This is a genomic window from Candidatus Sphingomonas phytovorans, from assembly GCA_029202385.1.
GTDB classification, from domain to species: Bacteria; Pseudomonadota; Alphaproteobacteria; order Sphingomonadales; family Sphingomonadaceae; genus Sphingomonas; species Sphingomonas phytovorans.
In genome coordinates this window covers 2,117,912-2,141,074 of sequence record CP119314.1, presented here as the reverse complement: position 1 = coordinate 2,141,074, position 23,163 = coordinate 2,117,912, and the positions used below count along the sequence as shown (strand labels likewise).

Below are 23,163 nucleotides of genomic sequence, written 5' to 3'. Positions count from 1 at the left end.
CTTCTGCCGCTTCCAAGCGTTCAAAATCCGTTCCGAGTGTGGCACAATCATGGCGTGATGCCTCATACCCGGAACAGCCGAGAGCGGCGCCCGCCGCCGCCGCTCGATGCGGCATCGCTCGAAAGGCTCGCGCTGCGCTATGTCGAGCGCTTTGCGACGACCCGTGGCAGACTCACTGACTATCTGGTCCGCAAGATCCGGGAACGGGGCTGGGAGGGCGACCGCACCGCCCCGGAGGGGCTTGCCGAGAAATTCGCCGAACTGGGTTATATCGACGATCGGGCGTTCGGTGAGGCGCGTGCCGCCGCGATGGCACGACGCGGGCTGGGCAAGAGGCGGGTGAGCGGCGTGCTTCGCCAGGCCGGTATCGATGAGGAGGATGCCGAGGCGCTCGCGCCAGGGATCGAGGCGCGCGGGCTTGAGGCGGCGCTGACCTTTGCCCGCAAGCGCCGGATCGGCCCGTTCGCGACCGTCGCGCCGGATCGCCCGCAGCGCGAGAAACAGATCGCGGCGATGATTCGCGGGGGGCATGATTTCACGCTGGCGCGCCGTATCGCGTCCATGGCGCCGGGCGAGAAAATCGACGAGCTTGAATGAATCGGTGAATTCGGATGAATTTCGGTGGAATCGTCGTTTTTGTCCTAGCAAAGATCCGTGCTAATGTGCCGTCCGGGGGACTAGTTGGTTATGCGTAACGATCCGCAACCGGCGTTCGGGGGCCGGACCTGGGATGACACGACGATCGAGGCGCCACTTGCCGCGACGGCTGGTGGGCTTGCGGTTTCGGGCATCCTCAAATGGTTCGATGTGACGCGCGGCTTCGGCTTCGTCGTCGCCGACGATCCTTCGGTGGGCGACGTCCTGATTCATTTCTCCATCCTTCAGCCGCACGGGCGGCGCAGCCTGCCCGAAGGCGCGCGTGTCGATTGCCTGGCCGTGCAGCGCGACCGTGGTTTCCAGGCGAGCGAGATCGTCGCGATCGACCTGAGCAACGCGGTGGAGCCGACGATCCGGGTGCGGCAGGGCGATGACCGGGTCGATCCTTCGGCGCTGGTCGAGAATGCCGGGCCGTTCGAACCGGTGACGGTGAAATGGTTCAATCGCCTGAAAGGCTATGGATTCCTCGTGCGCGGCGCGGATTCCGCCGATATATTCGTCCATATGGAAACGCTGCGGCGTGCCGGTATCGCCGAGGTCGAGCCCGATCGGCGCCTGCGGGCGCGAATCGTCGAGGGGCGCAAGGGCCCGCTTGCGGTGGTGGTCGAAGAGGAAGGCTGATTCTGTCATGATGCCGAAGAATTTCGCGGCCGCGTTCGCGCTGGCGGCGCTGATGCTCACCGCCTGCTCGGGTGACGGTGCGGTCGCTTCGTCCGCCGCGGGGACTGCCGCCAGGACGGTTTCGCTGACCATCGCCAGTTCGAACGGCGTACATGACTTTGTCGTCGAGACCGCGAAGACGGAGCAGGAACAGCAGAAAGGCCTGATGTTCCGTACCGGGATCGCCCCGAACGGCGGCATGCTGTTCGCGCCCTATCCGCCCGAGGGTGGTGCGCCGAAGGAGGCAAGCTTCTGGATGAAGAACACGCCGAGCCCGCTCGACATCATTTTCATCCGCGCGGACGGCACCATCGCGACGATCGCGGAAAACACCGTGCCCTTCTCCGAAACGCAGATTCCGTCGGGCGAGCCGGTGGCGGCGGTGCTGGAGATCAATGGCGGACGCTCGGCGGAACTGGGCATCGCCCAGGGCGACAAGGTGACCTGGACCGGTCACGGTAAGAAATGATCGGCGCGCTGCTGATGGCGATGATATCGCCCCAGGCGATCGCCCAGCCGATGCCGGATGGGGCAATCGAAGCGCCCGGGCCCTCGGGACCGTTGCGGGGAACCCTGGTCGAGGCAACCGGGACGAACGGTACCCCGGCGCCGATGGTGCTGATCATTCCCGGATCCGGGCCGACCAACCGCGACGGCGACAGCCCCCTGGGCGTGCGCGGCGCCGTGTTCCGGCAATTGGCCGAAGGGCTTGCGGCGCGGGGGATCGGCAGCGTCAGGATCGACAAGCGCGGCATGTTCGGCAGTGCCGGTGCGATTGCCGACGCGAACGACGTGACCATCGCCGACTATGCCAGCGACGTGCGCGGCTGGATCGGCGTGATCCGCAAGCGCACCGGCGTGCCCTGTGTCTGGGTCCTGGGGCATAGCGAGGGCGGGCTGGTCGCGCTGGCCGCCGCACAGGAGGCGACCGACATATGCGGGTTGCTGTTGGTCGCGACCGCCGGGCGCCCGATGGGCGAAGTGCTTCGCGCCCAGTTGCGCGCCAACCCTGCCAATGCGCCGATCCTGGCGTCGGCGCTCGCCGCGATCGATTCGCTCGAGGCGGGCAGGAAGGTCGATGTCGCGGCCCTGCATCCTGCGGTCGCCGGCCTGTTCGATCCTCGTGTGCAATCCTACCTGATCGACGCTTTTCGCTATGACCCGGCCCGACTTGTCGCCGCGGTGAAGGGGCCGGTGCTGATCCTTCAGGGCAAGAACGATATCCAGGTCGGGATCGAGGATGCCTCCCTGCTCAAGAATGCGCGGCCGGCGGCGAAGATGGTGACGCTTGCTGGGGTCAATCATGTACTGAAGCCAGTGGCGAGCGACGGGCGCGGCGCCAATGTCGCGACCTATGGCGATCCGGCGATCGCGATCGACCCGACGGTGACCGATACGATCGCGACCATGATCCTGGCCGGGACGGCGCGTTGAGGCCGATCGGTGCGAGGGCAGTTGCCCGCGTGGCGAGCAACGGGTAAGCGGCGGCGCATGGGCATCAACCTCAATCCATTCACTTGGTGGAACGGCGCCAGCTGGGGCACCATGATCGGCCTGCGCGGCAAGACGCAGGTCGGCGAAGACCATCTCGGCAACGTCTATTACGAAGGCGGCACCGACCCCAACGGGATCACGCGACGCTGGGTGATCTATGACGGCGCGAATGATTCGAGCCGAATCTCGCCCGAATGGTTCGGCTGGCTTCACCACCAGGTCGACGATCTGCCGGATCGGTCGCTCCCCGCGCCGCGCGTCTGGGAAAAGCCTGCGGTGCCCAACATGACCGGCACCGCGCTTGCCTATCGTCCGCCGGGTGCCCTGGAAAAGGGCGGCCAGCGGGCCGCCGCAACGGGCGATTACGAAGCCTGGATGCCTGAATGATGCGTCGGCTGCTGGGCGGCGCGGCGATCCTGACGCTGCTCGCCGTTGGCGGGTGCGACCGGAAGACCGATACGCCCGGCGCCAAGCCTGTGCCGAAAACCGCGCTGGACGAGGATCAGCCGCCATCCGATGTGGTGACGGTGGACGTACCGAGCGGAGCCGACCCGTCGTTCGGCGCGACGCCGATGGCGCAGCGCGTCGCGGTGATCGGGCTGCTCAACAAGCGGAACGGCGCGGCGCGCGAAGTCACGCTCAAGCCGGGCCAGGCAGTGCGCGTCGGCGACGTGATCGTCCGCCTGCGCGCCTGCGAGCAGACAGCGCCGTGGGAGCAGGACCATTATACCGGGGCATTCGTGCAACTCGACGTGCAGCAGCTCGATCGCACCTGGAAGCGGGTCTTCTCGGGCTGGCTGTACAAGGAGCGTCCGGCGCTGAACGTCGTTCAGCACCCGATCTACGACGTGTGGACCAAGAGCTGCGCGATGACCTTCCCGGTCGGCGGACCTGATTCGGTGCCGGCAGGAGGCGACGAGGATAAGCCCCGGTCCAGCGCGAAGAAGTCGCCGGCCGAGGCTGCGCCTGCCGTCGAGGCCCCCGCGCCGACCACGCCTTCGACCGCCGCGGATAGCAATCCGACATAGGTGCTGCGCGGGATCTCGACCGCGCCGAGCGAAGCGAGATGATCGGTCATGAACTGGCAGTCGAGCAGGGTGAAGCCGCCCGCCCGCAACCGCGCGACGAGCCATGCCATCGCGACCTTTGACGCGTCGCGCGCCCGGCTGACCATCGATTCACCGAAAAAGGCCCGGCCGAGCGCGATGCCATAGAGCCCGCCGGCCAGCCGCTCGCCGTCCCACACCTCGATCGAATGGGCGAAGCCAAGGCGGTGAAGCTCGATCGACGCGCGTTCGATCTGCGGGTTGATCCAGGTGTCCGGGCGATCCTCGGCTGCTTCGGCGCAGAGCGCGATCACCTGCTCGAACGCAGCGTTGGCGGTGACGCGGAAACGGTCAGCGGCGATCGTCTTGCGCAGCGAGTGGGACAAGTGGAAGCCATCGAGCGGCAGGATCGCACGATATTTGGGCTCGACCCAATAGACCCCGTCGGCGTCGCGGGCATCGGCCATCGGGAAGACCCCGATCGCATAGGCGCCGAGCACCAGTTGCGGATCGAGCGGCGCAAAGGCGGCCGACGCATCGGGCGGCCCCGATCTCATCGGGGGGCGTTCATCTGGCGAGGCGGCGCTCGACCGCCTGCCAGAGCTGGGCGAAGGCCTGGCCGCCGGGCGACTTCGCGGCATAGGCACCGACCGGCGAGCGCCTGACCGCCATGGATTCGACGATGCTCGCCATCGGCACCACCGGCCAGTCGGGGTGGCGTTCAAGCGCCTCGGCATGGAGCTTGCGGCGGCGGTCGACCATCGAATGGACCGGCATCACCTGCGCGCCCTTCGCACCGAGGGCGCCCCCGAGATGCTTGACCACCTCGGCATAGGCGCGTTCGGACAGGGGCGAGGGGATCACCGGCACCACGATCAGGTCGGCCGCGCGCATCACCTGGTCGCTTGTCTCGGTCAGCCCCGGCGGGCAATCGAGCAGGATACGGTCGTAGGATTTGCGCAGGCCGGTGAGCAGTTTCTGCAGGCGCTTCTTCTTGTCGAGCTCGTGGAACAGCAGGTCTAGCCCGCGCAGCGACGCGTCGGCGCCGATCAGGTCGAGGCGGTCGATCGCGGTGTGATGGATCAGCTTCTCCGGCTCGACATCCTTCGAGAAGACCGACTGGGCCTGTTCCCTCGCCTTGCTGCCCGACAGCAGGAAACTGCTCGCGGCCTGGGGATCGAGATCCCATAACAGGGTACGGCGGGCGGAGAGTGTCGCGGCGCACCAGGCGAGGTTGACCGCCAGCGTCGTCTTCCCGACGCCGCCCTTCAGGCTGTAGATCGCGATCGTCGCCATGCTCGCCCCTAATATGGTAGCGCCATCGTGCCCCACGGAGGCGGGCGAGGCAACCATGCGCCCATGAAAAAGGCCAGCGGATCGCTCCGCCGGCCTCGTTGAAATCGATCGGACGACCGCCTTACTGGTGGCAGGTGGTCGAGCCCTTGCCCGGTGCGGTCAGGCTGATGTTCTTCGGGTTGCCGGTCAGCGAGTAACCCTCGGCCTTCAGCGGATCGCCTTCCTTGGCGGCGGTCAGCTTCGTGGCGGGGCCGTCCTTGGCGAGCTTGACGACGGCCATCTTGTCGCCTTGGAAGAAGGTGACATAGACGAGGCTGTTGTCCTTGCAGCGCATGGTCACGTCCGCCTTCATCGCCGGCGGCAGCTCGACCGGCGCGCGATTGGCGATTTCAGCCGCCTGCGGATCCGGCGCGGTCAGCGTGACCGTCTCCGGCTTGTCGTTGTTACAGGCCGAAAGCGCGAGAAGCGCGACGGCGGCGGCGGGGAGGAGGCGGCTCGTCATGTCGCGGGCTGCTTTGCCCACGGAAATCGCTCCGTCAATAGCTTATTATCACATCCTATAGGATTGTCCGACCCATTCCGGGCGGTCACAAAAACGTCATACGGAAAAGCAGGGGCCAAGTATCGGACTATTCGTGAAACTCGCTCATTTCCGGGATTCTTCCAAAGGCGATCTTCGTGCCGACCCGGTCGAGCCTGCCCCCGTGCAGCGGCCCCACACTGACCGCGTTGCGACCGAATCGTTCGTTGATCCGGTCCATTGCGCGGCTGAGCGACAGGGTGCGAGTCTCGCGCGCCAGCGGGTCGTCCGGATCGAGCAGGGCGAACAGCGAATCCTGTTCCCCGGCCACCGGCTCGATCTCGGCCAGGGTGACGCCGACCATGCGGATCTGGAAGTCGCCGGGGCGCCGTCGCCCGACCGCGACGAGCCGGGGATACAGCGCATCGAGCCCGGCGAGCACCGCGAAGCTGTCCTGCGTGGCGGGCAGGCGGATGCTGGCGCGCCAGGTCGACTTGTCGTCCTCGAACCGGGCGTGGAGGACGAGCAGGCGGCTGCGATAGGATTTGCGCCGCAGCCGGCTCGCCGCCTTGAGCGCGAGGCGGCGCGCGGTGAGGCGGACCGGCTCGACCCCGCGCTTGCCGGGCGACAGGACGTGGCTGTGGCCGATCGAGCGGCTTTGAGTCGGCTTTTCCGGCAGGTCGACGCCGTGGAGCAGATACCAGAGCCGGTCGCCATTGGTACCGCCCCAGGCAGTGCCGGCATCGCGCGGACGGCGCTCGCACAGCTGGCGGATGTCGTTGATGCCGTCCCGCGCCAGGCGCCGTTCCATCTTCGCGCCGATGCCGGCGATGTCGCGGAGCGGCATGTCGAACAGGCGGTGGGGAAGCTGGTCCGCGGTCATTACGACCAGGCCGTCGGGTTTCATCATGTCCGAGGCGAGCTTGGCCAGCAGGCAATTGGGCGCGATGCCGACCGAACTGGTGAGGCACCCGCCGACATTGGCGCGGATGCCGGCCTTGATCCGCCGGGCGAGCGCGACCGCCGCCTCGACCGAGTTCTCGTTGTCGAGCAGGCGGCAGGCGACCTCGTCGATCGAGCAGACCCGGGTGACGGGAATGTGCTTCCAAATCTCCTCGATGATGGCGTCGTGGAACTCGACATATTTTTCGTGGCGGGCGGGCGTGACGATCAGGTCCCGGCACAGGCGCTTCGCCTCCCACACGGGCGTGCCGGTCGAGATGCCGTAGCGCTTGGCCTCGACCGAGGCGGCGATGGCGACGGTGGTGTCGCTGTGCACGGGCGCGACGAGGACCGGCTTGCCGCGCAATTCGGGCTGGAGCTGCTGCTCGACGCTCGCGAAATAGCTGTTCAGGTCGAGGAACAGCCAGCGCAGCGGGCGCGGGGGCAGGAGGGGCGAGTCGTCCGGCACGATTGGAACATAGCACGAACAAGTGGAGGCCGGGACTCTTTTACCGATCGCCTCAGCGCATCCTGGCGAGGCACAGTTCCAGGATCGCGACGGCGTAATAACGTTCGGCTCCATCAGTGTCGTCGCGCTCGCACCATTCGGCATAATCGCGGCGCAGCCGGGCAGCATCGACGATGCCCTGTCGGGCAAGGTTCGACTGAGCGAACAGGCGGTCGAGCAGTGGCCGGGCACTGAAACGCATGCCGCGCACGAGCGCCGGGGAGAGATCGTCCCGAAAGGCCGGCTTAGTCACCCGCGGCGTCGCGCCGAGCCGCGCGAGCAGGGCGCGTTCGATGGTGCGGTCGGCGCGCCAGGCGGCGGGGAGGCGCGCGCAGAAATGGACAAGTTCCGGCGTGCACAACGGATGAACCGGCCAGATGCCATGCCACAGATAGCGCGCCGCGCTGAACGCGGCGACCTCGACCGATGAATCGCAGCTCGCTGCGCGGGGCGGCTGGTCCGGCGACGTCGCCAGGGTAGCGCTTGCCATCGGAGTGAGAAAGGCGGGACCTTCCGGCGGCGAGAGGGACCAGGCCGGTTCCGCCGCGAGGCCAAGCGCGCGTTGTTCGGACGGGCGAAGGCCGCAAAGCTCGTCTCCGCCGAAGCCAGTCAGCATCACCCGCGTGCCCGCCGCATAGGCCCGCTCCAGCAGATGATCCATCGCCTCGTAATAACCCTCCTCCCATGGGAGGACCGGCGCGTTGCCGTCGAGCCGGCAACTGCCGGGCGCAAGCGGCAGGAAATCCTCCATCGGGATTTCCGTGTCGCGCAGGCCGAACGCCGCGATCAGATCCGCCCGGCGCGCGCGTTGATCCGCGACGGCGTCCGCCATCCCGGCGATGGCGAGTCCGTAGCTTGCCAAGGGGCTCGCCGATTCCCGGGACGCGATCGCCGCGACAAGGCCGGAATCGAGGCCGCCGCTCAACTCCGCGCCAAGCGTTTCCCCCGCGAGACGAGTCCATCGACGCATCGAGGAGCGCAGGATGTTCTCGAATGCGTCGAGCGGGTCGGCCTCCGGGCGGAGGGTGCCGGGGACCGGCCGCGGCCATGGAGCAGGGTAGGCGATGTCCAGTCCGTGATCCCCGCCCGGAGCCCGGCGCCACGTCGCGACGGCCCGTTCGGTGAGCAGCATCAGATCGCGGAACAGGGTCCGTCGGGCATAGGGCGCGTCATATTCGGCGATCCAGCGCGCGGCGCGGGCCGGATCGAGACTGGTGCGCTCCAGGCCGGGCAACAGCCGGTCAGCATCCCAATGCCCCCGCAGCTCGCCGCCGGGCCGGGCGACGAGAAAAACCGGCGCTGTGCCCCAATGGCCCGCCTCAAGCCGGGCCGTATCGCGATCGACGATCAGCAGGTGCCATTGCAGCGGCCAGGCGCGCAGGCTGCCGACCAGCCGGTCGAACCGTTCAGCGTCGATCGGGGCTGGCGACGCCGACCCGGCGAGGATGTCGATCTCAGGCCCGATCAGTCCGGCGCATCGTTCCCGCACGCAGACGAGCAGCCGCTCGCCGTTGACGGCGATGACCTCCTCCAGGGCATCGTGGCGATAGGGATCGACCTGGCTCGACCCGCGGGCGATGCCGGTCGCCGTGCGGTGCCAGTCGAGCCCGGCATCGCCCGCCAGCAGATGCAGGGAAAGCATCGATGTTCAGACCGGGGTGTTCAGGCCGGGGGGCAGGTCAATTGCGGCGGCGCTGGGCGTCCTGGCCGGCAGTGCCCTTGCCACCGCTGTGGCGGCGTTGCGCGTCAGTGCCGGAGATGCGCTTGCCGCTGCCCCCATCGCCATCGCCGTCGTCACCACCCCCACCGCCTCCACCACCATCTCCACCGTTGCGGCGGCGCTGGGCATCCTGGCCGGCGGTGCCTTTTCCGACGGCGGTGCCCGGCGCCGGGGGATTCGGGCCCGAAGCGAACTCGGCGGGATGCTCGAAGATGTCGTCACCGGTCGGAATCCGGGTTTCCTCGTCGTTTGGCATATCGGCTCCCCTGTCGGCTCGCTTATTGGCGAGCGCATGGAAGAGTCTATCATGTCCCCGGCGGGACAGGAGGCGGATATACCGCCGAAACGGAGCAATCATCTTCCCTTGCCGGAGCCGGACGGACCAGAGCCGGTCGGGGCACGGTAGAGGGATCAGCGCAGGGCCTCGCGAAGCCGATCCCATAGCGGTTGCTTCGCCGCGATCCCCACGGTGTGGAGCGGGCTGCTGGAGGGAAGAGCGACGAGCGCGATGTCAGTGACCCCGGCCAACCGCGCCGACCCGTGCCGGAAGGAGGTCGCGCCGTTGAAGCCGATCGCGCGAAGATCGGGCAGGGTGGCGACCAGTCCGGGCAGGTCGTTGCCGACGGGATCGCGGATCGCGGCGTCGCTGCTGCCGTCGCGGCGGGCGCTCGCGACGACATCCCACAGGCCGACATGGGCGGCGAGCAGGGCGGCGAGGCGGTCGTCATAGTCGAGCGCGACGAGATCGCGGCCGATGACGCCCGACATCAGGTGCCAGAACTGGTTCTGGGGATGGGCGTAATAGCGCCCCGCGGCGAGCGAGCGGTCTCCGGGGAGGCTGCCGAGCATCAGCAGCCGGACCTCGGGATTCACCACGGGCGGAAAGGAGCGTTTCGCGATGACCACGACACCTGCTTTATCGATCGCGGCGCGCTTGTCGAAGCCGGTGGTGACGATCTTCAGCCAGGATCAGATGAAGAGCTGCACGGTGGAAAGAGCAGCAGGAAGCGTGACCCTGCGCGATCTTGGATAGCCGCGCTGATGGCAGGATTGAATCGGGGTCGGCCGCGACCGCCGGGGCAGGGGGCGGATCGGCGAAATGTTGGAGCGGCGTAACAATAATCGCCATGAATTCGTGGCTCGGTGCGGGCCGGACTGCGGAAAATGTCACAATATTCGCCGATTTACGCGACGCGTCCGCGAGAGAGGTGGAATCCGGCATTTCTTGGATGTGTCACGACGAATAGTGAAGAACGACATCCGGGATCGTCTGGGGACTGCCCATTCGCGTCGAGCGGCGATCCGGCATATTGGCACGATACTGCAAGAATATTTGCCGAATTTCGCGAGGGGGATCGGATTTTCGTCACGCTTTTCTTGCCTTCGGAATCGAATAGTTCGGGCTCTTCCCGCGCCGGAAGGGGCGTGGGGGTCCGGGCGATTCCAGCATGAAGAGGCGTGGGTTTGAATCGGCGCCAGGTACCGTGCGCTACATCCGAACCATGTCCGTTCGTCCCGAGTAGCCATCGAGCGTGTCGAGATGGCGTATCAAGGGACAGGTGTTTCGCGCTTCAATTGTACCTCGATACGAGCTCTCGATACCGCTGCGCCTGCTCGATCTCTACTCGACAGGAACGGCAAAGCCGTTGGTGAGCAAGGCGTCGGGCTCAGCCCCAAATCACGCCTTTGACAGGCAGGGCGCCTTGGCGGTGGGGAAGCTGACGCAATCCCACATCATCTCGTCCTGTCCGGCCGCGCGGTGGACATAGCGAAGGGCGAGCGCCGCCGTTTGCTGGTCGCTGAGCGGCATGCCGTGCGCGGCGGCGCCCGCCTTCGTCCAGGCGAGGATGGTGCAATCCTGCCTGCCGGCGCATTGCTTGCGGAATGCTGCCTCGGTCTTCGGCACATTGGCGTTCGGATCGATCACGACAGCGAAGGTGCCGGGCGCGATCGGCGTGAACGCCATCGCCGCCGTGCCGCCGGACTTGCCCCCGGCGCCACCGCCGCCGCAGCCGGCGAGCAGCAGGGCGGCGGCGAGCGCGGCAGCGCGCAGCGGCGTTGCGGTCGAACCCGGCACTGGCATCAGACTCCGCCGAGGAAATCCATCTTGCCGACCGGCACGCCCTTGTGGCGGAGGATGCCGTACGCTGTCGTGACGTGGAAATAGAAGTTCGGCAGGACGAAGTTCAGCACATAATCACGGCCGGTGAAATCGAACGTGGCGCGCGGGGTGGTGAGCGTGACGGCAGCGTCTTCCTTGCCGTCGATCGCCTCGCGCGGGACTGCCTTGAGGAAGGCGACGGTCTTCGCGATCCGGTCCTGCAGGTCGGCGAAACTTGCTTCCTCGTCGGCCATGGCCAGGTTCTCGACTCCGCCGAGGCGGACCGCGGTGAACTTCGCCGCGTCGCTGGCGCGTTGCACCTGGCCGGTGAGCGGGGCCATATCCTCGAACAGCCGCGCGGTGAGCAGGTCGGCTGGATCGACGCCGTTTTCCGCCGCCCAGGCCTCGCCCTTGGCAAGGAAGCCGGACATGGCGTGGAAGCCCCGGAGGAAGACCGGGATGGTGAGATCGTAGAGGTGAGTCGTCATGGGGCGGCGGTGTAGCGGGGTGGGGGCGGGGCGTCGATGGGGCGATGCAGAATGCGGCCAGGGCCTGACCGGGAACGATGTCGGCGGCCCGCGCAGGCGGACCGCCGACAATGAGAGGGATCAGAACCGCAGCTTGACGCCCGCCGAGAAGTAGCGGCCGATCACGTCATAGTTCGGGCTGCTGTAATAGCTGAGCGGCGGCTGCCGATCGAACAGGTTGTTGACGTTGCCGTACAGCGTGAACGGCCCTGTCTTGAACCGCAATCCCAGGTCAACATAGAGGCGGCTGGCCACATCGTTGTTGAGCGGCAGTTTCCCGTTGGGGCCGACCTGGTTGGTGTAGAGGCCGCCATCGACATAGCGCAGGCGCAGATCGGTGCCGAAACTCCGGTCGTCGTAGCTGATGGACCCGGTTCCGCGCCATTTCGGGGTGGAGAAGCTGGTTTCGCTTCCGATGATGCCGGCGCGATCGGTCGTCTTGACCCCATCGTCGATCAACAGCTGAAAGACATGTGTCGCAAGGATGCGGGCGCTCAGCGTGCCCGATCCGAGCTGCCTGCGATACGAAGCTTCGATATCGAGGCCATTTGTCTGGTATTTTGCAAGGTTGATCATCTTGCGCATCAGGGATTTGATCTCGCCGTCGGAGCCGCGTTCGATCAGGCCGCCACAGAGATTGTCGCCGGGGAATTGCGCCACGCACAGGTTCAGGGCGTCCTGCGGCTGCAGGGTGACGATCACGCCGTCGATCTTGATCCGGTAATAGTCGACCGACACGCGCAGGCCGGGGATGCCGTGCGGCGAATAGGAGCCGCCGACGGTCAGGGTATGCGACACTTCCGGTTTCAGATCGGGATTGCCGCTTGAGTAATTGTAGACCGACTGGACCAGCTTGTTGTTCTTGTAGGGATCGAGCACCGCCCCGAGATTGGTGGAGCGACCGAGGAAATATTCAGTGATGCTCGGCGAGCGGATGTCCCGCGAATAGACCCCGCGCAGGAGAAGATCGTTGAACAGCCGCGCGGTGCCGCCAAATTTCCACGACCAGATGCCGCCGCTGGTGCTGTAGTCGGAATAGCGCGCCGCGCCGTTGATCTCGAGCCTGATCGTGCCCGGCTGGTTGAGCAACGGCGCGTTGAGCTCGCCGAAAAATTCCTTGACGCTGAAGCCGCCATTGGTCGGCGCGAAGTTGAGCGGGGCAAGCGCCATGGCCTGGGAGAGGGGGTCGGTATAGTTCGTGACGAACTTTTCCCAGCGGAAATCGGTACCCGCGGCGAGATCGACTGGCCCTGCCCAGGTTGAGAAGGGCTGGCCGCTCAGGCTGACACCGGCTGCGTCGAGCTTATTGGTGCTGATTCCGGTCCCCTTGGCGAAGGAATAGGCGCGCGCCGCGTCGGAGATGTTTCCGTTGCCGAAAAGATTGAGCGGAACGCAGGCCGGATCGTCGTTGGCCGGGTTGGCGTCGGCGTTGACGCGGCACACCGCCTTGCCGTTCACCAGTACCGAGTCGAGGGCGCGGTTGAAATTGGCGGGGATCCGCTGGTTGTCGAGCGACTGCCGGTTCCGCAACTCGCCATGGTCGTAATAGCCCTGGTATTTCCAGCCACCGCCAAAGCTCCCGTCAAAACCAACGGCGCCTTCGAGGTTGCGGCGGTTATAGGCATAGTTGAGCAGGTGGGTTGGGCCGACATCGTCGAGCAGGCGGCCCAGGATGAACGGGCCGCTCACGCCCGCGGCCGCGAGCTGCTGCCGGGCGGTCGGGGTCAGGAACGCATTGTCAGGCATGATGACCGCCAGCGCCGTGTCCGGAAAGAAGCCGAAGCTCGCGGTCATCTGGTTGAAGCTGAAGTCGGCCCAGACCTTCAGCGAGTCGGTGACATCATAGCTCGCCCGCGCCAGCAGGTTGATGCGTTCATAGGGCGTGCTGACGTTGAGATACTGGGTCAGGTTCTGGCCGTTGCCGCCGATCGTGAGCTGGCCCGCGGTCTCGCTGCCGAGAGTGAGCGGCCCGACCGAGCCGTCTCGATTGAACACCAGATTATAGGGTGCCCCGGTGAACGGGTTGACGATCGCGCCGCCGTTGTTGGCGATGGTGAAATTGACGTCCCTGGCGAGAACCAGCTGTCCGTCGGCGCGCTGGAACATGCCGCCATTCATATTGGGCCGCGACGCGCGATCGAGCGCGCCGTCGCTCTTCTGATATTCGGTGGCGATCAGGATATGTCCGCGCCCACCGGCGAACTTGCTGCCCCAGGCAAGATCGGCGCCGTACCGGCCGCCATCCCCGCGCGAGGAAATCCCCGAATCGACTCCCATTTTCAGGCCGGTCAGATCGTCGTCGAGAACGATATTGACGACGCCCGCGACGGCGCCGGAACCCCATGCCGCCGACGCGCCGCCAGTGACGACGTCGACACGCTTGACGGCATTCTGCGGGACCGAATTGAGATCGTTGCTGCCGCTGAAGCGGTGGCCGTTGAGCAGGGTCAGTGTGCGAACCGGGTTGAGGCCGCGTAGGTCTGCCGCGGTCGCGGCCGCGTTGGTGTTGGCGACAGTGGTTTCGGGCGTCAGCGACGGGCGGAACTGCGGCGCGTCATTGAGTGCCTGCGCGATACCGGGACGATCGCCGATGCTCAGCGCCTTCTCATCGAGGACGGTCGTCGGCGTGGGTGCATCGAAACCGGAACGCTGAATGCGCGAGCCGGTGACGACGATATCCTCGTCGGGCCTGATATCGGGTGAGGTGGCTTCGGCGACCCGGGCCTTCCCCTCCTGCGCGAAGGCGGGCGACGCGATCGCCATGGCGGACAGCGCGGTGCCGGCGAGCCAGTGCAGATGATTGAACTTCATAGTCCTCCCCATTTTTATGCATCCCTCCGATCGGCATCCCGGCCTGCTTCCTGATTCTGTGCCGGGCAGGCGGCCGCCATCTTCGGGCTGTTCGCTGGATATGCCGCCCACCGGGCAAAAAGCAATCCTGATTAGAAAATATTTCATATCGGGGAATTCGTCTCGAACTCCCCTTTGTTGGCTCATGCGTCCGATGCGCGCCGCTCGATCGTGGCGTCGAGGCCGGGGACGGGTTCCTTCATTTCGTCAGCAGCAGCGGAATTCGTGGCTTCTGCCGCATTTCGGACTCTGCTGCGATGTCGAGACAGGGTGAGGCGGACGCCTCCACGATCGCAAAATGTCCTGCGATCAGGTAAAATTCTTGAGAGAACTTTTCCGATAAGAAAAAAATGGCGACAGGCGTTTCTCGGGCGGCTAGAGGCGCTCCGAATGCGTCACGGGATTTCCTGCGGATGCGCCTTCCTGCCCGCATAACGGGCACAGGCCACCGGAAGGCGGTTACCAAGGCGCGAACATTGCGTTGGGAGGATGCGTCCGATGATGATCGTCGACTGGTTGCAGGTCATTCTGATGGCCGGGTTTATCGGCTGCTGGCTCTTCTGGCGCGACCAGCGGCGGCGGCAGGTGCTGTCGGCGCTGGCGATCGCGATCATCGCGACGGCGATCTGGGGGATTGCGATCGATCGCTGGCAGGTCGGCGGCTGCGCGCTGTTTGGCCTGCTGGGGCTGTCAGCCATCGGGGTCTCGCGCTGGCGGGCAACGCGCGCCGAAAAGGCCGGGCGTCCGGCAAGGCCCTGGCGGCTCCCCTGGGTGACGGGGCTGCTGTGGCTGTTCCTGGCGCTGCCCCTGTTGTTTCCGGTCTGGATGTTCCCGGTGCGGCCGCTGCCCAGGCCCGACGGCAAATATGCGGTCGGCGTGCGCACCTTCGAGCTCGACGATCCTTCGCGCAAGGGCGTCTCCGGGGTCCCGGCCGATCAGCCGAGGCGGTTGCTGGTTCGCATCTGGTACCCGGCGGGTGATGTTCGCGGGATGAACCCTCGCCCCTATTTGACCAGGGCCGAAGCCCATAGCTCGGCTCGTGCGATCGGCGAAGCCGTGGGTTTCCCGCTGCTCTTCGATCATTTGCGGCATGTCATGTCGAATGCCTATGACGATGCGCCGCTGGCGCCGGGCGCCCATCAGCTTCCGGTGCTGTTCTTCAGCCACGGCTATATGGCATTCCTGGCGCAGAACAGCGCCTTGCTCGAACAGCTGGCGAGCCACGGCTACATGATCGTCTCGATCCAGCATGCCGGCGATTCCGGCGCCACGATGTTTCCCAACGGCGATGTCATCCCTATGGAGCCGATGCCCCAGCGCAAGAAGTCAAACGGCAAGCCCGCCCCTGTTCTTGTGAAGGCCGTTACCGGTGCAAGCCCCGGCGATCGCCTGGACGCGATGCTCAAGCTGCGTGCCGATGCCGTCAGGACGAACGACCGGATCGGCATGCGCAGCGCCACGACCTGGCTGGCGGACCGGCTGTTCGTGCATGACCAGTTGCAGAAGGGTGCGGTGCCGGCACCGGTCGCCCGGCTGGTCGCCGCCGGCCGCTATGACCGGGTGGGTGAATTGGGCATGTCGTTCGGCGGGGCAACGACCGGCGCGGTATGCATGGTCGACCGGCGCTGCGCAGCCGGCGTGAACCTGGACGGCACCGATCTTGGCTATGACGCCTTCGATCGCAATATGCCGGTGCCGTTCCTGATGTTCCATTCGGATCCGCTCAATATATTCAAGCTGCTCGGCGCGCCGGTGCCGGCTGAGCCGCGTGGCAGCAATGAATTCTCCTATGAACGCTTCGCCGACGCCGGCCGCCTTCCTGATCTCCATCGCGTGATGCTGGTCGATTCGAAGCATGTCGGCATCACCGATTTCCCGTTGTTCATCCGCCAGCCACTCAAGGGAATGCTCCTCGGCGAGGCGCCGGCGCGCGACCTGATCGAGACGCAGAAGGACATGGTGCTCGGCTTTTTCGACCATTATCTGCGGGGTATCGATAACCACTTCCCGAAAGCCCAGATGGCGCGGTGGCCCGGCAGGCTGGTGCCGATGAGCAGCGGCTATGTCGCTGACTGGTGGCGGACCAAGTCGGCCGCCGAGCAGGAGCAACTGACCAGGCGGATCGACGCATTGCGGCGGCCCTGATCCCGCGCGGCGCCGCGGCGCCGGTTCGGGGGACGGGATAAAGCGCCCGGCCGTTCTCCATGGGAGAATGATGGCCGGGTGCTTTTGACCGTGGCGATATCGATAGCTATCCCGCAGAGAATTTTACGCTTCCTCATCCCAGGGAAGCGCAGGCGCCAAGGATTATCGATGGACGTTTCGCGTAAACATGGTGAGCTGATGGGGCAGCGAATCAAGACGCTGCGCAAGTCGCGCAAGTGGAGCCTGGCGCAGCTCAGCGAGAAATCAGGTATCCCGTTGTCGACACTGTCCAAGGTCGAGCATGGTCTGCTGACGCTGAACTATGATCGTATCCAGCAAATCTCCGAAGCATTCGACGTCAGCTTTTCCGAATTCCTCTCGCCCGAGACGCCACAGGAAAGCGTGCGGGCCGCGCCGACGGGGCGGATCAGCTGGGCGCTCCGTGGTTCCGGCCTGCTGGTCGAGACCCAGAAATATAATTATCACTATTTGTGCAACGACTTGCGCGTCAAGGCGATGATACCGATCCATTGCCAGTGCAAGGCCCATACGCTGGAAGAGTTTGGCGACTTGCTGCGCCATGACGCGGAAGAATTCGTCCTGGTCGTACAGGGGCGGGTCGAGATCCATACCGAATTCTACGAGCCCCGCGTGCTCGATGTCGGCGAGGGTGCCTATATCGATAGCCGCATGGGACATGCTTATCTCAATGCCGGGGAGGGCGAGGCCTGGATCGTCTCGGTCAATCTGAACGTATGATACGCCGCAGGCTTTGATAACCATATGAGAAAAATTCTCTTGTAAGAGAATTTTTCCTATTCTACTGATATCCAAGCTTCACCACCGGGAGCAGCCCTGAAACGGGCTGGCGGCCCATCGGGCGTTGCGGAATGACGATCGGGCAAAGCACCCCGGGGTCTTGAGGCTGGGAAACGCGGGCCGGCGATGCGCCGCCTCGCCATCGACTATGGGAGCGGCCGATGCATTCTATTCTCCGTGGCGCGACGGCCTGTTCCGTCCTGATCGCCTGTTCGCAACCAGTCTCGGCCGGGTCGCCGCGATCCGAGCAGCCGCTGGACCAGCTTTATCCCAAGGTGCAGATCGAGGGGCGCGACTATTCCCCGCGCCGCCTCGCCGACGAGATGGAGCGGCTTCGCGTCCCGGGGATCAGCATCGTCTTCATCGACAAGGGGCGGATCGCCTGGACCGCGACCCGGGGCTGGGCGGATCGCGAGGCGCGCCGCCGGGTAAATGTCCGCACCCTTTTCCAGGCCGCTTCGATGAGCAAGGCAGTGACGGCCAGTGCTGCGCTGACGATGGTCGACGAGGGCAAGCTCGCGCTCGACCGGCCGGTCAATCAGCAACTGCGCGGATGGACGATCCCGGAGAACGACCTGACCGCTGGTCATCCGGTCACGCTGCGCCATCTGGTCACCCACCGGGCCGGACTCACCGTCTCCGGCTTCACCGGTTATTCGCCGGGGAAGCCGCTGCCCGACCTCGTCGCCATTCTGTCCGGCGCGGCGCCCGCCAACAATGTGCCGGTGGTCGTCAACGTCCAGCCCGGCTCGATCAACCGCTATTCGGGCGGCGGTTTCACGGTCGTGCAGAAGTTGATCGGCGACGTATCCGGCAAGCCGTTCGACGCGGTGATGAAGCAGCGGGTGCTTGCCCCGCTGGGAATGGCGGACAGCGGTTTCATGCAGCCGCTGCCGCAGGCACTGGCCGGTCGCGCGGCAACCGCCTACCGCTACCAGGGCGATCCGCTTGACGGGCGCTACAATACCTATCCCGAACTGGCTGCCGCCGGGCTGTGGACGACACCCTCCGACCTTGCCCGCTGGGTGATCGGGATCGAGGATTCCTATGCCGGTCGGCCGGGCGCGATCCTGCGCCCCGACACCGCGCGCGCGATGCTGACGCCCGACAAGGATGGCTGGGGGCTGGGTGTGTCGGTCGCGGGCAGCGGGCGCGATCTTCGCTTCTTCCACGGCGGTGCGAATTTCGGTTTCCGCGGCATGATGATCGGGCTGCCGGAGCGGCGGCAGGGCGTGGTCGTGATGACCAATGGCGATCGCGGCCAGGAACTGGCGGCGGAGATCATCCAGGCGATCGCCAAGGCCAATGGCTGGTCGGGGTTCGATCCGGTCAAGGTCGCCGGCGCATCAGTCCCGCCGGGCGATCTGCTTCGCTACGAAGGCGTCTACCGATCCAGTTCGGATTCCTGCCGGCTCGAGCGATCGCCGGCCGGGGATGCGCTGCTGGTCCTGATCGGCCCCGTGCAGATTGCGGAGCTGCTTCCGCTGGGCAACGGCCGATTTGTCGATTCCCAATCGGGGGTGGTGGCGACCCTCGGCGAACGGGAGGGGCGGATGGTTTTCGAGATTCGCGGGATTCCCCGCATCCGTTGAGGCGACGGTCACGCGGCAGGGGCAGCGGCGAATGATTTGCCAATCGTCGATGGAGACGACTAGGCCGGGCATGTGCCCGGACCGACATTCCTGGTGCTGCAATCGAAGGGGCCGGAAGGCCGGTCAGTGAGAATGAGATGACGAACACCAGCTTCTACCCCGTGGGCACCCCCGGCCAGCCATGGAACGAGGATGACCTGAACCAGTGGCGGGCACGGCAATCGCGCCAGCGCCGCTATGACGAGGACGTCGTCCCGCGCATCGAGGCGCTGGCCGACCGGTACGAGAAAATCGCCTATGGCCGGCTCGACTATGCCGGCGAAACCTACACGCTGCTTGCCTTGCGCGACCGGCATTTCGACCCCGCGCTGCCCACCGCGCTGGTGACCGGGGGCGTGCACGGCTACGAAACCAGCGGCGTGATGGGGGCGCTCGACTTCCTCGAGCAGCGCGCCACCGCTTATGCGGGCAGGGTCAATCTGCTGGTCGTGCCGTGTGTCAGCCCATGGGGTTATGAACGAATCAACCGCTGGAACCACGACGCGGTCGACCCCAACCGGAATTTCCGGGCCGATGGTCCGGCGCGGGAAGCCACCGCGCTGATCGAGCTCGTTGCCTCCGTGCACGAAACGTTCCTGCTGCATATCGACCTGCACGAGACGACCGACAGCGACGAGGGCGAGTTCCGTCCGGCGCTGGCCGCGCGCGACGGCAAGGCCCATGAGCCGGAAACCATTCCCGATGGCTTCTATCTGGTGGACGACAGCGCAAATCCGCAGCCGGGCTTCCAGCAGGCCATCATCGCCGCGGTCGAACGGGTGACCCATATCGCCCCGCCGGACGACAAAGGCGAGATCATCGGTTCGCCCGTGGTCGCGCACGGTGTGATCGAATATCCGTTGGCCGACTATGCGCTTTGCACCTCGATCACGGGTGCGCGCTACACGACCACCACCGAGGTCTATCCCGACAGCGCGACCGCTACGCCGGAGGAGTGCAACCATGCGCAGGTGACCGCCGTGTGCGCGGCGCTGGACTATGCGCTGGCGCAGGCGTGAACGGATCGCTGCCGCCCCGGTCAGGGGGCGGCAGCGGCTGTTTTCTAAGCCCGAAGGCCGGTCCCGGATAGCCGGCGCCTAGCTGCCGCTGGCATAGGCCTTTACCAGGTCGAACAGGAAATCCCGTCCGACATAGACCGAGCGCACTTCGCGCCGTTCGTTCAGGCCATGGGCCCCATTGCCGTCCGGGTCGCCCCAGCTTCCGGGCACGCCATAGGTCGGGATGCCGATCGGGGCGAGATAGGTGGCGTCGGTGGCGCCGGGCGACATGGTGGGGATGAGCGAGACGCCCGGAAAATAGCGGGCGACGAGCTTTTCCGCCGGGCCCATGATCTTCGGGTCGAGCGGCGGCGGGACGGCGACCGGGCGGAGGCGGCCGACCATTGTGACCTTCGTCTTCGCATCGCCGATCGCCGCGATCAGCGCGGCGCGGGTCGTATCGCCATCCTCGCCGGGTACGATCCGGCAGTTCACCGTCGCCTTGGCGCGCTGCGGCAGCGCGTTCACGGCATGCCCCGCCTCAAGCATCGTCGCGACGCAGGTGGTGCGCAGCATCGAGTTGAAGGTGCGGTCGGCCGAGACGATCGCCTCTGCCGCCCGGTCGGCCGGGTTGGCGGCGAGCGCCGCCATGGCGCGGCCGGTCTCGTCGTTCCGCTCCGCGCCCGCCTTGGCGAAGAAGGCGCGGGTGGTGTCGTTGAAGCGGACGGGGAAGGTGTAGGCGCGCAGCTTCTCGATCGCGTCGGCGAGTTCGTAGATGGCGTTGTCGTCGATCGGGATCGAGCTGTGGCCGCCGGGGTTGGTCGTCTCCACTTCGAAGCTGCGGTTGGATTTCTCGCCGACCTGCATCGCCTGGGTGACGACCTTGCCGTGCCCGTCGGTACGGCCGCCGCCGCCTTCGTTGAGGGCGAATTCGGCGGCGATCAGCTCGGGCCGGTTCTCCGCGAGCCATTGTGCGCCGTTCATGCGGGCGCCGGATTCCTCGCCGCAGGTGAGGGCGAGCTTGATCGTGCGTTTCGGTTTGTAGCCCTGCTGCTTGAGCCGGATCAGCGTGTCGACCCAGGTCGCGACCATCGCCTTCATGTCGGAGGTGCCGCGGCCGTAGAAATAGCCGTCCTCCTCGATGAACTTGTACGGATCGCGCTGCCAGTCCTCGCGGCGGGCATTGACCACGTCGAGATGGCCGAGGAGCAGCATCGGCTTTGCCTTGGGCGACGTGCCGGGAAGCTGCGCGACCAGCCCGCCGTCGAGCGGGAAGCCGTCGGCCTTGAACAGGGTGAGCTGATCGTCGGTATAGCCGGCCGCTTTCAGCCGGGCGGCGAGTTTCTCCGCGGCGGCGGTGCAGCTTCCGGTGGAGACCGAGGTGTCGGTTTCCACCAGCTCCCGGTAGAGATCGCGGAAGGCGAGCTGGTCGGGGCGGGGGGCTTGAGTCTGGGCCGTGGCGCCGTGGGAGACGAACAGGGCGAGCGCGGTTGCGGCGGCTGTGGCGAGTGGTTTCATTGATGGTTCCCCCGGGGTTTTGAGGGGCAGGCTAAGGGGGCGGTTCGGGGGGTGTCAAACGCTTCCGGCGGACGGGGGCGTTTCAGGCGCTTCGATGATTTCCGCCGTGCCGGACTTATTCCGGGGTGACGACGGGGGGCTGGACGCCCTTTCCGTTCGCGCCGCGCGGGTTCGGGCATGCCGGTGAGGGCGTACCGGGTCTCGAGGGGCGCGCGACGCGAACGGTCGGGGGCGGCAATGGGACAAAGGCAGCAGCCTCAGCCTGGAGGAACGGCGGCTGCCTTCATTCTACTCGGCCGGCCCGGCGAGCAGCAGGATATGCGCGGCGCGATCGATGAAGGTCGGATCGGTGGCGCAGAAATGTTCGAGGCGGGCGAGGCTTGCCTCGAGCGCCGGGTCCTCGGTCGCCGGGTTCCAGTCGCGTTCGGGACGGAAGCGGCTGTGGAAGACGTCGATGCCGGCGAGTTCGCGGATCGCGCAGTGAGGGGCGAACAGGGCGCGGACTTCGCGGGCGCTGAACAGATGGAGGGCGAATTCGAGGTGGCGACCATCGAGCAGGTCGATCTCGAGCCGGTCATGCTCATGGTCCTGATGGTAATGCCGCGCCTTCTCCAGCCCCGAGATGAAGATCGACGGGAGGCTGCCGGTCGAGCGGACCGTGGCGATCAGCGCGCCGTCGGTCACCTCGGCCAGCGCGCGCGCCACGGCGGGGTAGCTGGACGGCACCACATGGTTGAGCACCCCGTAGAGGCAGAGCGCGATGTCGCAGGCATGGCGGCCCTCCTGTTCGAGCGTCTCCACTATGTCGCCGACGTCGAAGGTCAGGCCGATCCTCGGGTCGGTCATGCGGGCGGCGGCCTGGTTGGCGAGGGCGATCATCGCCGGGGAGATGTCGACGCCGCGCCCCTCGATCGCGGTGAAGCCGAGATCGCGGGCGCGGGCGGCGGTGCGCAGCAGCCAGGTGCCCGGGCCGCAGCCGAGATCGAGGATGCGGATGGCGTGGCGGCCCTGGGCACGCAGTTCGATCAGGGTCTTGTCGATCCGCAGCCACAGTTCGCGATCGGCAAAGTCGTAGCGGCCGGAGAAACCGGACGATGCGTCGCCATCGGCATAGTCACGATAGTCCGCGCCGGCGGCGTCATAGGCGAGGGCGATTTCGGCGCTGGCCGGGAGAGGGTCCGGGTCCGTGATGTCGTCGAACGCAAGGCGGGTTGCCATGGGTGGCTCCTGAAAGGGGGAGTTCAATGATTGCCGGGGTCGCGATCGACCGGGCGGCGGAAGGGCCTCAGCGCCAGGGATCCCTGAATCCGAGGGTGATGTCGGGGTGGGGCGCCGGGTGCCGGCTGGGCGTGCGTGTCGTGCGGAGACGGCAGAGCAGAGCGAGGCTCGTCAGGGCGAGGCCGATCAGGGCGATGACCAGCAGGCCGGTGAGATCCGGGGACATCGTCTTTCTCCATGTCAGGCCGCGAGAGTCGAGGTGAGCGGGTGGCTCGCGAGTTCCACCGTCGCGCCGGGAAAGGCATGGCGTTCGAGGCGGGCGAAATGGAGGGCCGCGTCGCGGGAGATGAACACGCCCTCGATCAGGCCGTGATTTTCCTGGACCATCCAGCGGCCGCGGCGATCCTGCCCGACCTGGAGGATATGGGGTGTCGCACCGGGATCGGCGGGACGGGTCTGCATCGGGATGCTCCTGCGCCGGCAAGGGGGCCGCCGGCGATGGCGCGGCGCGTT

At 66.3% G+C, this 23,163-nt stretch carries 24 protein-coding genes and 1 pseudogene; 11 read left to right on the top strand and 14 right to left on the bottom strand.

Translation table 11 applies throughout. The features are described from left to right. Nucleotides 1-57: 57 nt before the first annotated feature. The 6 genes and pseudogenes from P0Y59_09920 (at nt 58) to P0Y59_09895 (ending at nt 3,617) form a co-directional block, all read left to right on the top strand. Entirely contained in the window at nt 58-597 is a 540-nt protein-coding gene (locus P0Y59_09920) for a RecX family transcriptional regulator (protein ID WEK01970.1), read from the top strand. A gap of 90 nt (nt 598-687) precedes the next feature. After that, nucleotides 688-1,278, top strand: a complete 591-nt coding sequence (locus P0Y59_09915; protein ID WEK01969.1) for a cold shock domain-containing protein — start codon at nt 688-690, stop codon at nt 1,276-1,278. Nucleotides 1,279-1,330: 52 nt separating this feature from the next. Next, complete coding sequence (locus P0Y59_09910) at nt 1,331-1,786, top strand: DUF192 domain-containing protein (protein WEK02543.1); 456 nt, start codon at nt 1,331-1,333, stop codon at nt 1,784-1,786. Further along, nucleotides 1,783-2,751, top strand: a complete 969-nt coding sequence (locus tag P0Y59_09905; GenBank protein WEK01968.1) for an alpha/beta fold hydrolase — start codon at nt 1,783-1,785, stop codon at nt 2,749-2,751. The genes P0Y59_09910 and P0Y59_09905 overlap by 4 nt, the downstream gene beginning before the upstream one ends. Nucleotides 2,752-2,808: 57 nt before the next feature. Then, the gene (locus P0Y59_09900; protein ID WEK01967.1) at nt 2,809-3,198 is read left to right on the top strand and encodes an NADH:ubiquinone oxidoreductase subunit NDUFA12; all 390 of its coding nucleotides are present in this window, start codon (nt 2,809-2,811) and stop codon (nt 3,196-3,198) included. A 185-nt stretch (nt 3,199-3,383) separates the two neighbouring features. Beyond that, nucleotides 3,384-3,617: pseudogene (locus P0Y59_09895) on the top strand (DUF2155 domain-containing protein). A 35-nt stretch (nt 3,618-3,652) separates the two neighbouring features. Here the strand turns inward: P0Y59_09895 and aat are convergent. The 7 genes from aat to P0Y59_09860 form a co-directional block, all read right to left on the bottom strand. Beyond that, nucleotides 3,653-4,414, bottom strand: a complete 762-nt coding sequence (aat, locus tag P0Y59_09890; protein WEK01966.1) for a leucyl/phenylalanyl-tRNA--protein transferase — start codon at nt 4,412-4,414, stop codon at nt 3,653-3,655. A gap of 10 nt (nt 4,415-4,424) precedes the next feature. Continuing rightward, nucleotides 4,425-5,153 carry a ParA family protein gene (locus P0Y59_09885; protein ID WEK01965.1) on the bottom strand — a complete coding sequence of 243 codons (729 nt, stop codon included), beginning with the start codon at nt 5,151-5,153 and terminating at the stop codon, nt 4,425-4,427. Nucleotides 5,154-5,274: 121 nt separating this feature from the next. Beyond that, entirely contained in the window at nt 5,275-5,655 is a 381-nt protein-coding gene (locus P0Y59_09880) for a hypothetical protein (protein ID WEK02542.1), read from the bottom strand. 127 nt (nt 5,656-5,782) lie between these two features. Then, complete coding sequence (locus tag P0Y59_09875) at nt 5,783-7,084, bottom strand: type VI secretion protein ImpB (protein WEK01964.1); 1,302 nt, start codon at nt 7,082-7,084, stop codon at nt 5,783-5,785. Nucleotides 7,085-7,136: 52 nt separating this feature from the next. After that, complete coding sequence (locus tag P0Y59_09870) at nt 7,137-8,765, bottom strand: asparagine synthase C-terminal domain-containing protein (GenBank protein ID WEK01963.1); 1,629 nt, start codon at nt 8,763-8,765, stop codon at nt 7,137-7,139. 37 nt (nt 8,766-8,802) lie between these two features. Continuing rightward, the gene (locus P0Y59_09865) at nt 8,803-9,099 is read right to left on the bottom strand and encodes a hypothetical protein (protein ID WEK01962.1); all 297 of its coding nucleotides are present in this window, start codon (nt 9,097-9,099) and stop codon (nt 8,803-8,805) included. Nucleotides 9,100-9,254: 155 nt separating this feature from the next. Further along, on the bottom strand, nt 9,255-9,749 hold the full coding sequence (locus P0Y59_09860) for a DNA-deoxyinosine glycosylase (GenBank protein WEK01961.1): 495 nt from the start codon (nt 9,747-9,749) through the stop codon (nt 9,255-9,257). Between P0Y59_09860 and P0Y59_09855 the strand changes: the two genes are divergently transcribed. Continuing rightward, nucleotides 9,742-9,876 (top strand): hypothetical protein, encoded by a 135-nt coding sequence (locus P0Y59_09855; GenBank protein ID WEK01960.1) that lies wholly within the window; start codon nt 9,742-9,744, stop codon nt 9,874-9,876. The two genes, P0Y59_09860 and P0Y59_09855, sit on opposite strands and share 8 nt — an antisense overlap. A gap of 645 nt (nt 9,877-10,521) precedes the next feature. On the opposite strand, the gene P0Y59_09850 is transcribed toward P0Y59_09855, so the two are convergent. The 3 genes from P0Y59_09850 to P0Y59_09840 form a co-directional block, all read right to left on the bottom strand. Next, nucleotides 10,522-10,926 (bottom strand): hypothetical protein, encoded by a 405-nt coding sequence (locus tag P0Y59_09850; GenBank protein WEK01959.1) that lies wholly within the window; start codon nt 10,924-10,926, stop codon nt 10,522-10,524. After that, nucleotides 10,926-11,432: a DUF1993 domain-containing protein gene (locus tag P0Y59_09845; GenBank protein ID WEK01958.1), complete on the bottom strand. Its 507-nt coding sequence runs from the start codon at nt 11,430-11,432 to the stop codon at nt 10,926-10,928. The genes P0Y59_09850 and P0Y59_09845 overlap by 1 nt, the downstream gene beginning before the upstream one ends. A gap of 120 nt (nt 11,433-11,552) precedes the next feature. After that, nucleotides 11,553-14,282, bottom strand: coding sequence for a TonB-dependent receptor (locus P0Y59_09840; protein WEK01957.1), 2,730 nt, complete (start codon nt 14,280-14,282; stop codon nt 11,553-11,555). A gap of 537 nt (nt 14,283-14,819) precedes the next feature. On the opposite strand from P0Y59_09840, the gene P0Y59_09835 reads away from it, so the two are divergent. The 4 genes from P0Y59_09835 (at nt 14,820) to P0Y59_09820 (ending at nt 19,935) form a co-directional block, all read left to right on the top strand. Continuing rightward, on the top strand, nt 14,820-16,466 hold the full coding sequence (locus P0Y59_09835; protein ID WEK01956.1) for a hypothetical protein: 1,647 nt from the start codon (nt 14,820-14,822) through the stop codon (nt 16,464-16,466). Nucleotides 16,467-16,634: 168 nt separating this feature from the next. Beyond that, nucleotides 16,635-17,225, top strand: a complete 591-nt coding sequence (locus tag P0Y59_09830; protein WEK01955.1) for an XRE family transcriptional regulator — start codon at nt 16,635-16,637, stop codon at nt 17,223-17,225. 221 nt (nt 17,226-17,446) lie between these two features. Beyond that, on the top strand, nt 17,447-18,877 hold the full coding sequence (locus P0Y59_09825) for a serine hydrolase (GenBank protein ID WEK01954.1): 1,431 nt from the start codon (nt 17,447-17,449) through the stop codon (nt 18,875-18,877). A 137-nt stretch (nt 18,878-19,014) separates the two neighbouring features. Beyond that, nucleotides 19,015-19,935 (top strand): M14 family metallocarboxypeptidase, encoded by a 921-nt coding sequence (locus P0Y59_09820; protein ID WEK01953.1) that lies wholly within the window; start codon nt 19,015-19,017, stop codon nt 19,933-19,935. Nucleotides 19,936-20,013: 78 nt separating this feature from the next. On the opposite strand, the gene P0Y59_09815 is transcribed toward P0Y59_09820, so the two are convergent. From P0Y59_09815 to P0Y59_09800, 4 genes are all read right to left on the bottom strand, one after another. Further along, on the bottom strand, nt 20,014-21,432 hold the full coding sequence (locus P0Y59_09815) for a M20/M25/M40 family metallo-hydrolase (GenBank protein ID WEK01952.1): 1,419 nt from the start codon (nt 21,430-21,432) through the stop codon (nt 20,014-20,016). 288 nt (nt 21,433-21,720) lie between these two features. After that, nucleotides 21,721-22,650, bottom strand: a complete 930-nt coding sequence (locus P0Y59_09810; protein WEK01951.1) for a class I SAM-dependent methyltransferase — start codon at nt 22,648-22,650, stop codon at nt 21,721-21,723. Nucleotides 22,651-22,717: 67 nt separating this feature from the next. After that, nucleotides 22,718-22,876, bottom strand: coding sequence for a hypothetical protein (locus tag P0Y59_09805; protein ID WEK01950.1), 159 nt, complete (start codon nt 22,874-22,876; stop codon nt 22,718-22,720). A 14-nt stretch (nt 22,877-22,890) separates the two neighbouring features. Beyond that, on the bottom strand, nt 22,891-23,112 hold the full coding sequence (locus P0Y59_09800) for a hypothetical protein (GenBank protein ID WEK01949.1): 222 nt from the start codon (nt 23,110-23,112) through the stop codon (nt 22,891-22,893). Nucleotides 23,113-23,163: the final 51 nt, after the last annotated feature.

Excerpts from the sequence above, each read along its gene's own strand:
- P0Y59_09910 (WEK02543.1), top strand. The coding sequence starts at position 1,331 with ATGCTCACCGCCTGCTCGGGTGACGGTGCGGTCGCTTCGTCCGCCGCG.
- P0Y59_09815 (WEK01952.1), bottom strand. The coding sequence starts at position 21,432 with ATGAAACCACTCGCCACAGCCGCCGCAACCGCGCTCGCCCTGTTCGTC.
- P0Y59_09865 (WEK01962.1), bottom strand. The coding sequence starts at position 9,099 with ATGCCAAACGACGAGGAAACCCGGATTCCGACCGGTGACGACATCTTC.
- P0Y59_09830 (WEK01955.1), top strand. The coding sequence starts at position 16,635 with ATGGACGTTTCGCGTAAACATGGTGAGCTGATGGGGCAGCGAATCAAG.
- P0Y59_09905 (WEK01968.1), top strand. The coding sequence starts at position 1,783 with ATGATCGGCGCGCTGCTGATGGCGATGATATCGCCCCAGGCGATCGCC.
- P0Y59_09915 (WEK01969.1), top strand. The coding sequence starts at position 688 with ATGCGTAACGATCCGCAACCGGCGTTCGGGGGCCGGACCTGGGATGAC.
- P0Y59_09850 (WEK01959.1), bottom strand. The coding sequence starts at position 10,926 with ATGCCAGTGCCGGGTTCGACCGCAACGCCGCTGCGCGCTGCCGCGCTC.
- P0Y59_09820 (WEK01953.1), top strand. The coding sequence starts at position 19,015 with ATGACGAACACCAGCTTCTACCCCGTGGGCACCCCCGGCCAGCCATGG.
- P0Y59_09805 (WEK01950.1), bottom strand. The coding sequence starts at position 22,876 with ATGTCCCCGGATCTCACCGGCCTGCTGGTCATCGCCCTGATCGGCCTC.
- P0Y59_09840 (WEK01957.1), bottom strand. The coding sequence starts at position 14,282 with ATGAAGTTCAATCATCTGCACTGGCTCGCCGGCACCGCGCTGTCCGCC.
- P0Y59_09810 (WEK01951.1), bottom strand. The coding sequence starts at position 22,650 with ATGGCAACCCGCCTTGCGTTCGACGACATCACGGACCCGGACCCTCTC.
- P0Y59_09885 (WEK01965.1), bottom strand. The coding sequence starts at position 5,153 with ATGGCGACGATCGCGATCTACAGCCTGAAGGGCGGCGTCGGGAAGACG.
- aat (WEK01966.1), bottom strand. The coding sequence starts at position 4,414 with ATGAGATCGGGGCCGCCCGATGCGTCGGCCGCCTTTGCGCCGCTCGAT.
- P0Y59_09835 (WEK01956.1), top strand. The coding sequence starts at position 14,820 with ATGATGATCGTCGACTGGTTGCAGGTCATTCTGATGGCCGGGTTTATC.
- P0Y59_09900 (WEK01967.1), top strand. The coding sequence starts at position 2,809 with ATGGGCATCAACCTCAATCCATTCACTTGGTGGAACGGCGCCAGCTGG.
- P0Y59_09920 (WEK01970.1), top strand. The coding sequence starts at position 58 with ATGCCTCATACCCGGAACAGCCGAGAGCGGCGCCCGCCGCCGCCGCTC.
- P0Y59_09870 (WEK01963.1), bottom strand. The coding sequence starts at position 8,765 with ATGCTTTCCCTGCATCTGCTGGCGGGCGATGCCGGGCTCGACTGGCAC.
- P0Y59_09855 (WEK01960.1), top strand. The coding sequence starts at position 9,742 with ATGACCACGACACCTGCTTTATCGATCGCGGCGCGCTTGTCGAAGCCG.
- P0Y59_09880 (WEK02542.1), bottom strand. The coding sequence starts at position 5,655 with ATGACGAGCCGCCTCCTCCCCGCCGCCGCCGTCGCGCTTCTCGCGCTT.
- P0Y59_09825 (WEK01954.1), top strand. The coding sequence starts at position 17,447 with ATGCATTCTATTCTCCGTGGCGCGACGGCCTGTTCCGTCCTGATCGCC.
- P0Y59_09800 (WEK01949.1), bottom strand. The coding sequence starts at position 23,112 with ATGCAGACCCGTCCCGCCGATCCCGGTGCGACACCCCATATCCTCCAG.
- P0Y59_09845 (WEK01958.1), bottom strand. The coding sequence starts at position 11,432 with ATGACGACTCACCTCTACGATCTCACCATCCCGGTCTTCCTCCGGGGC.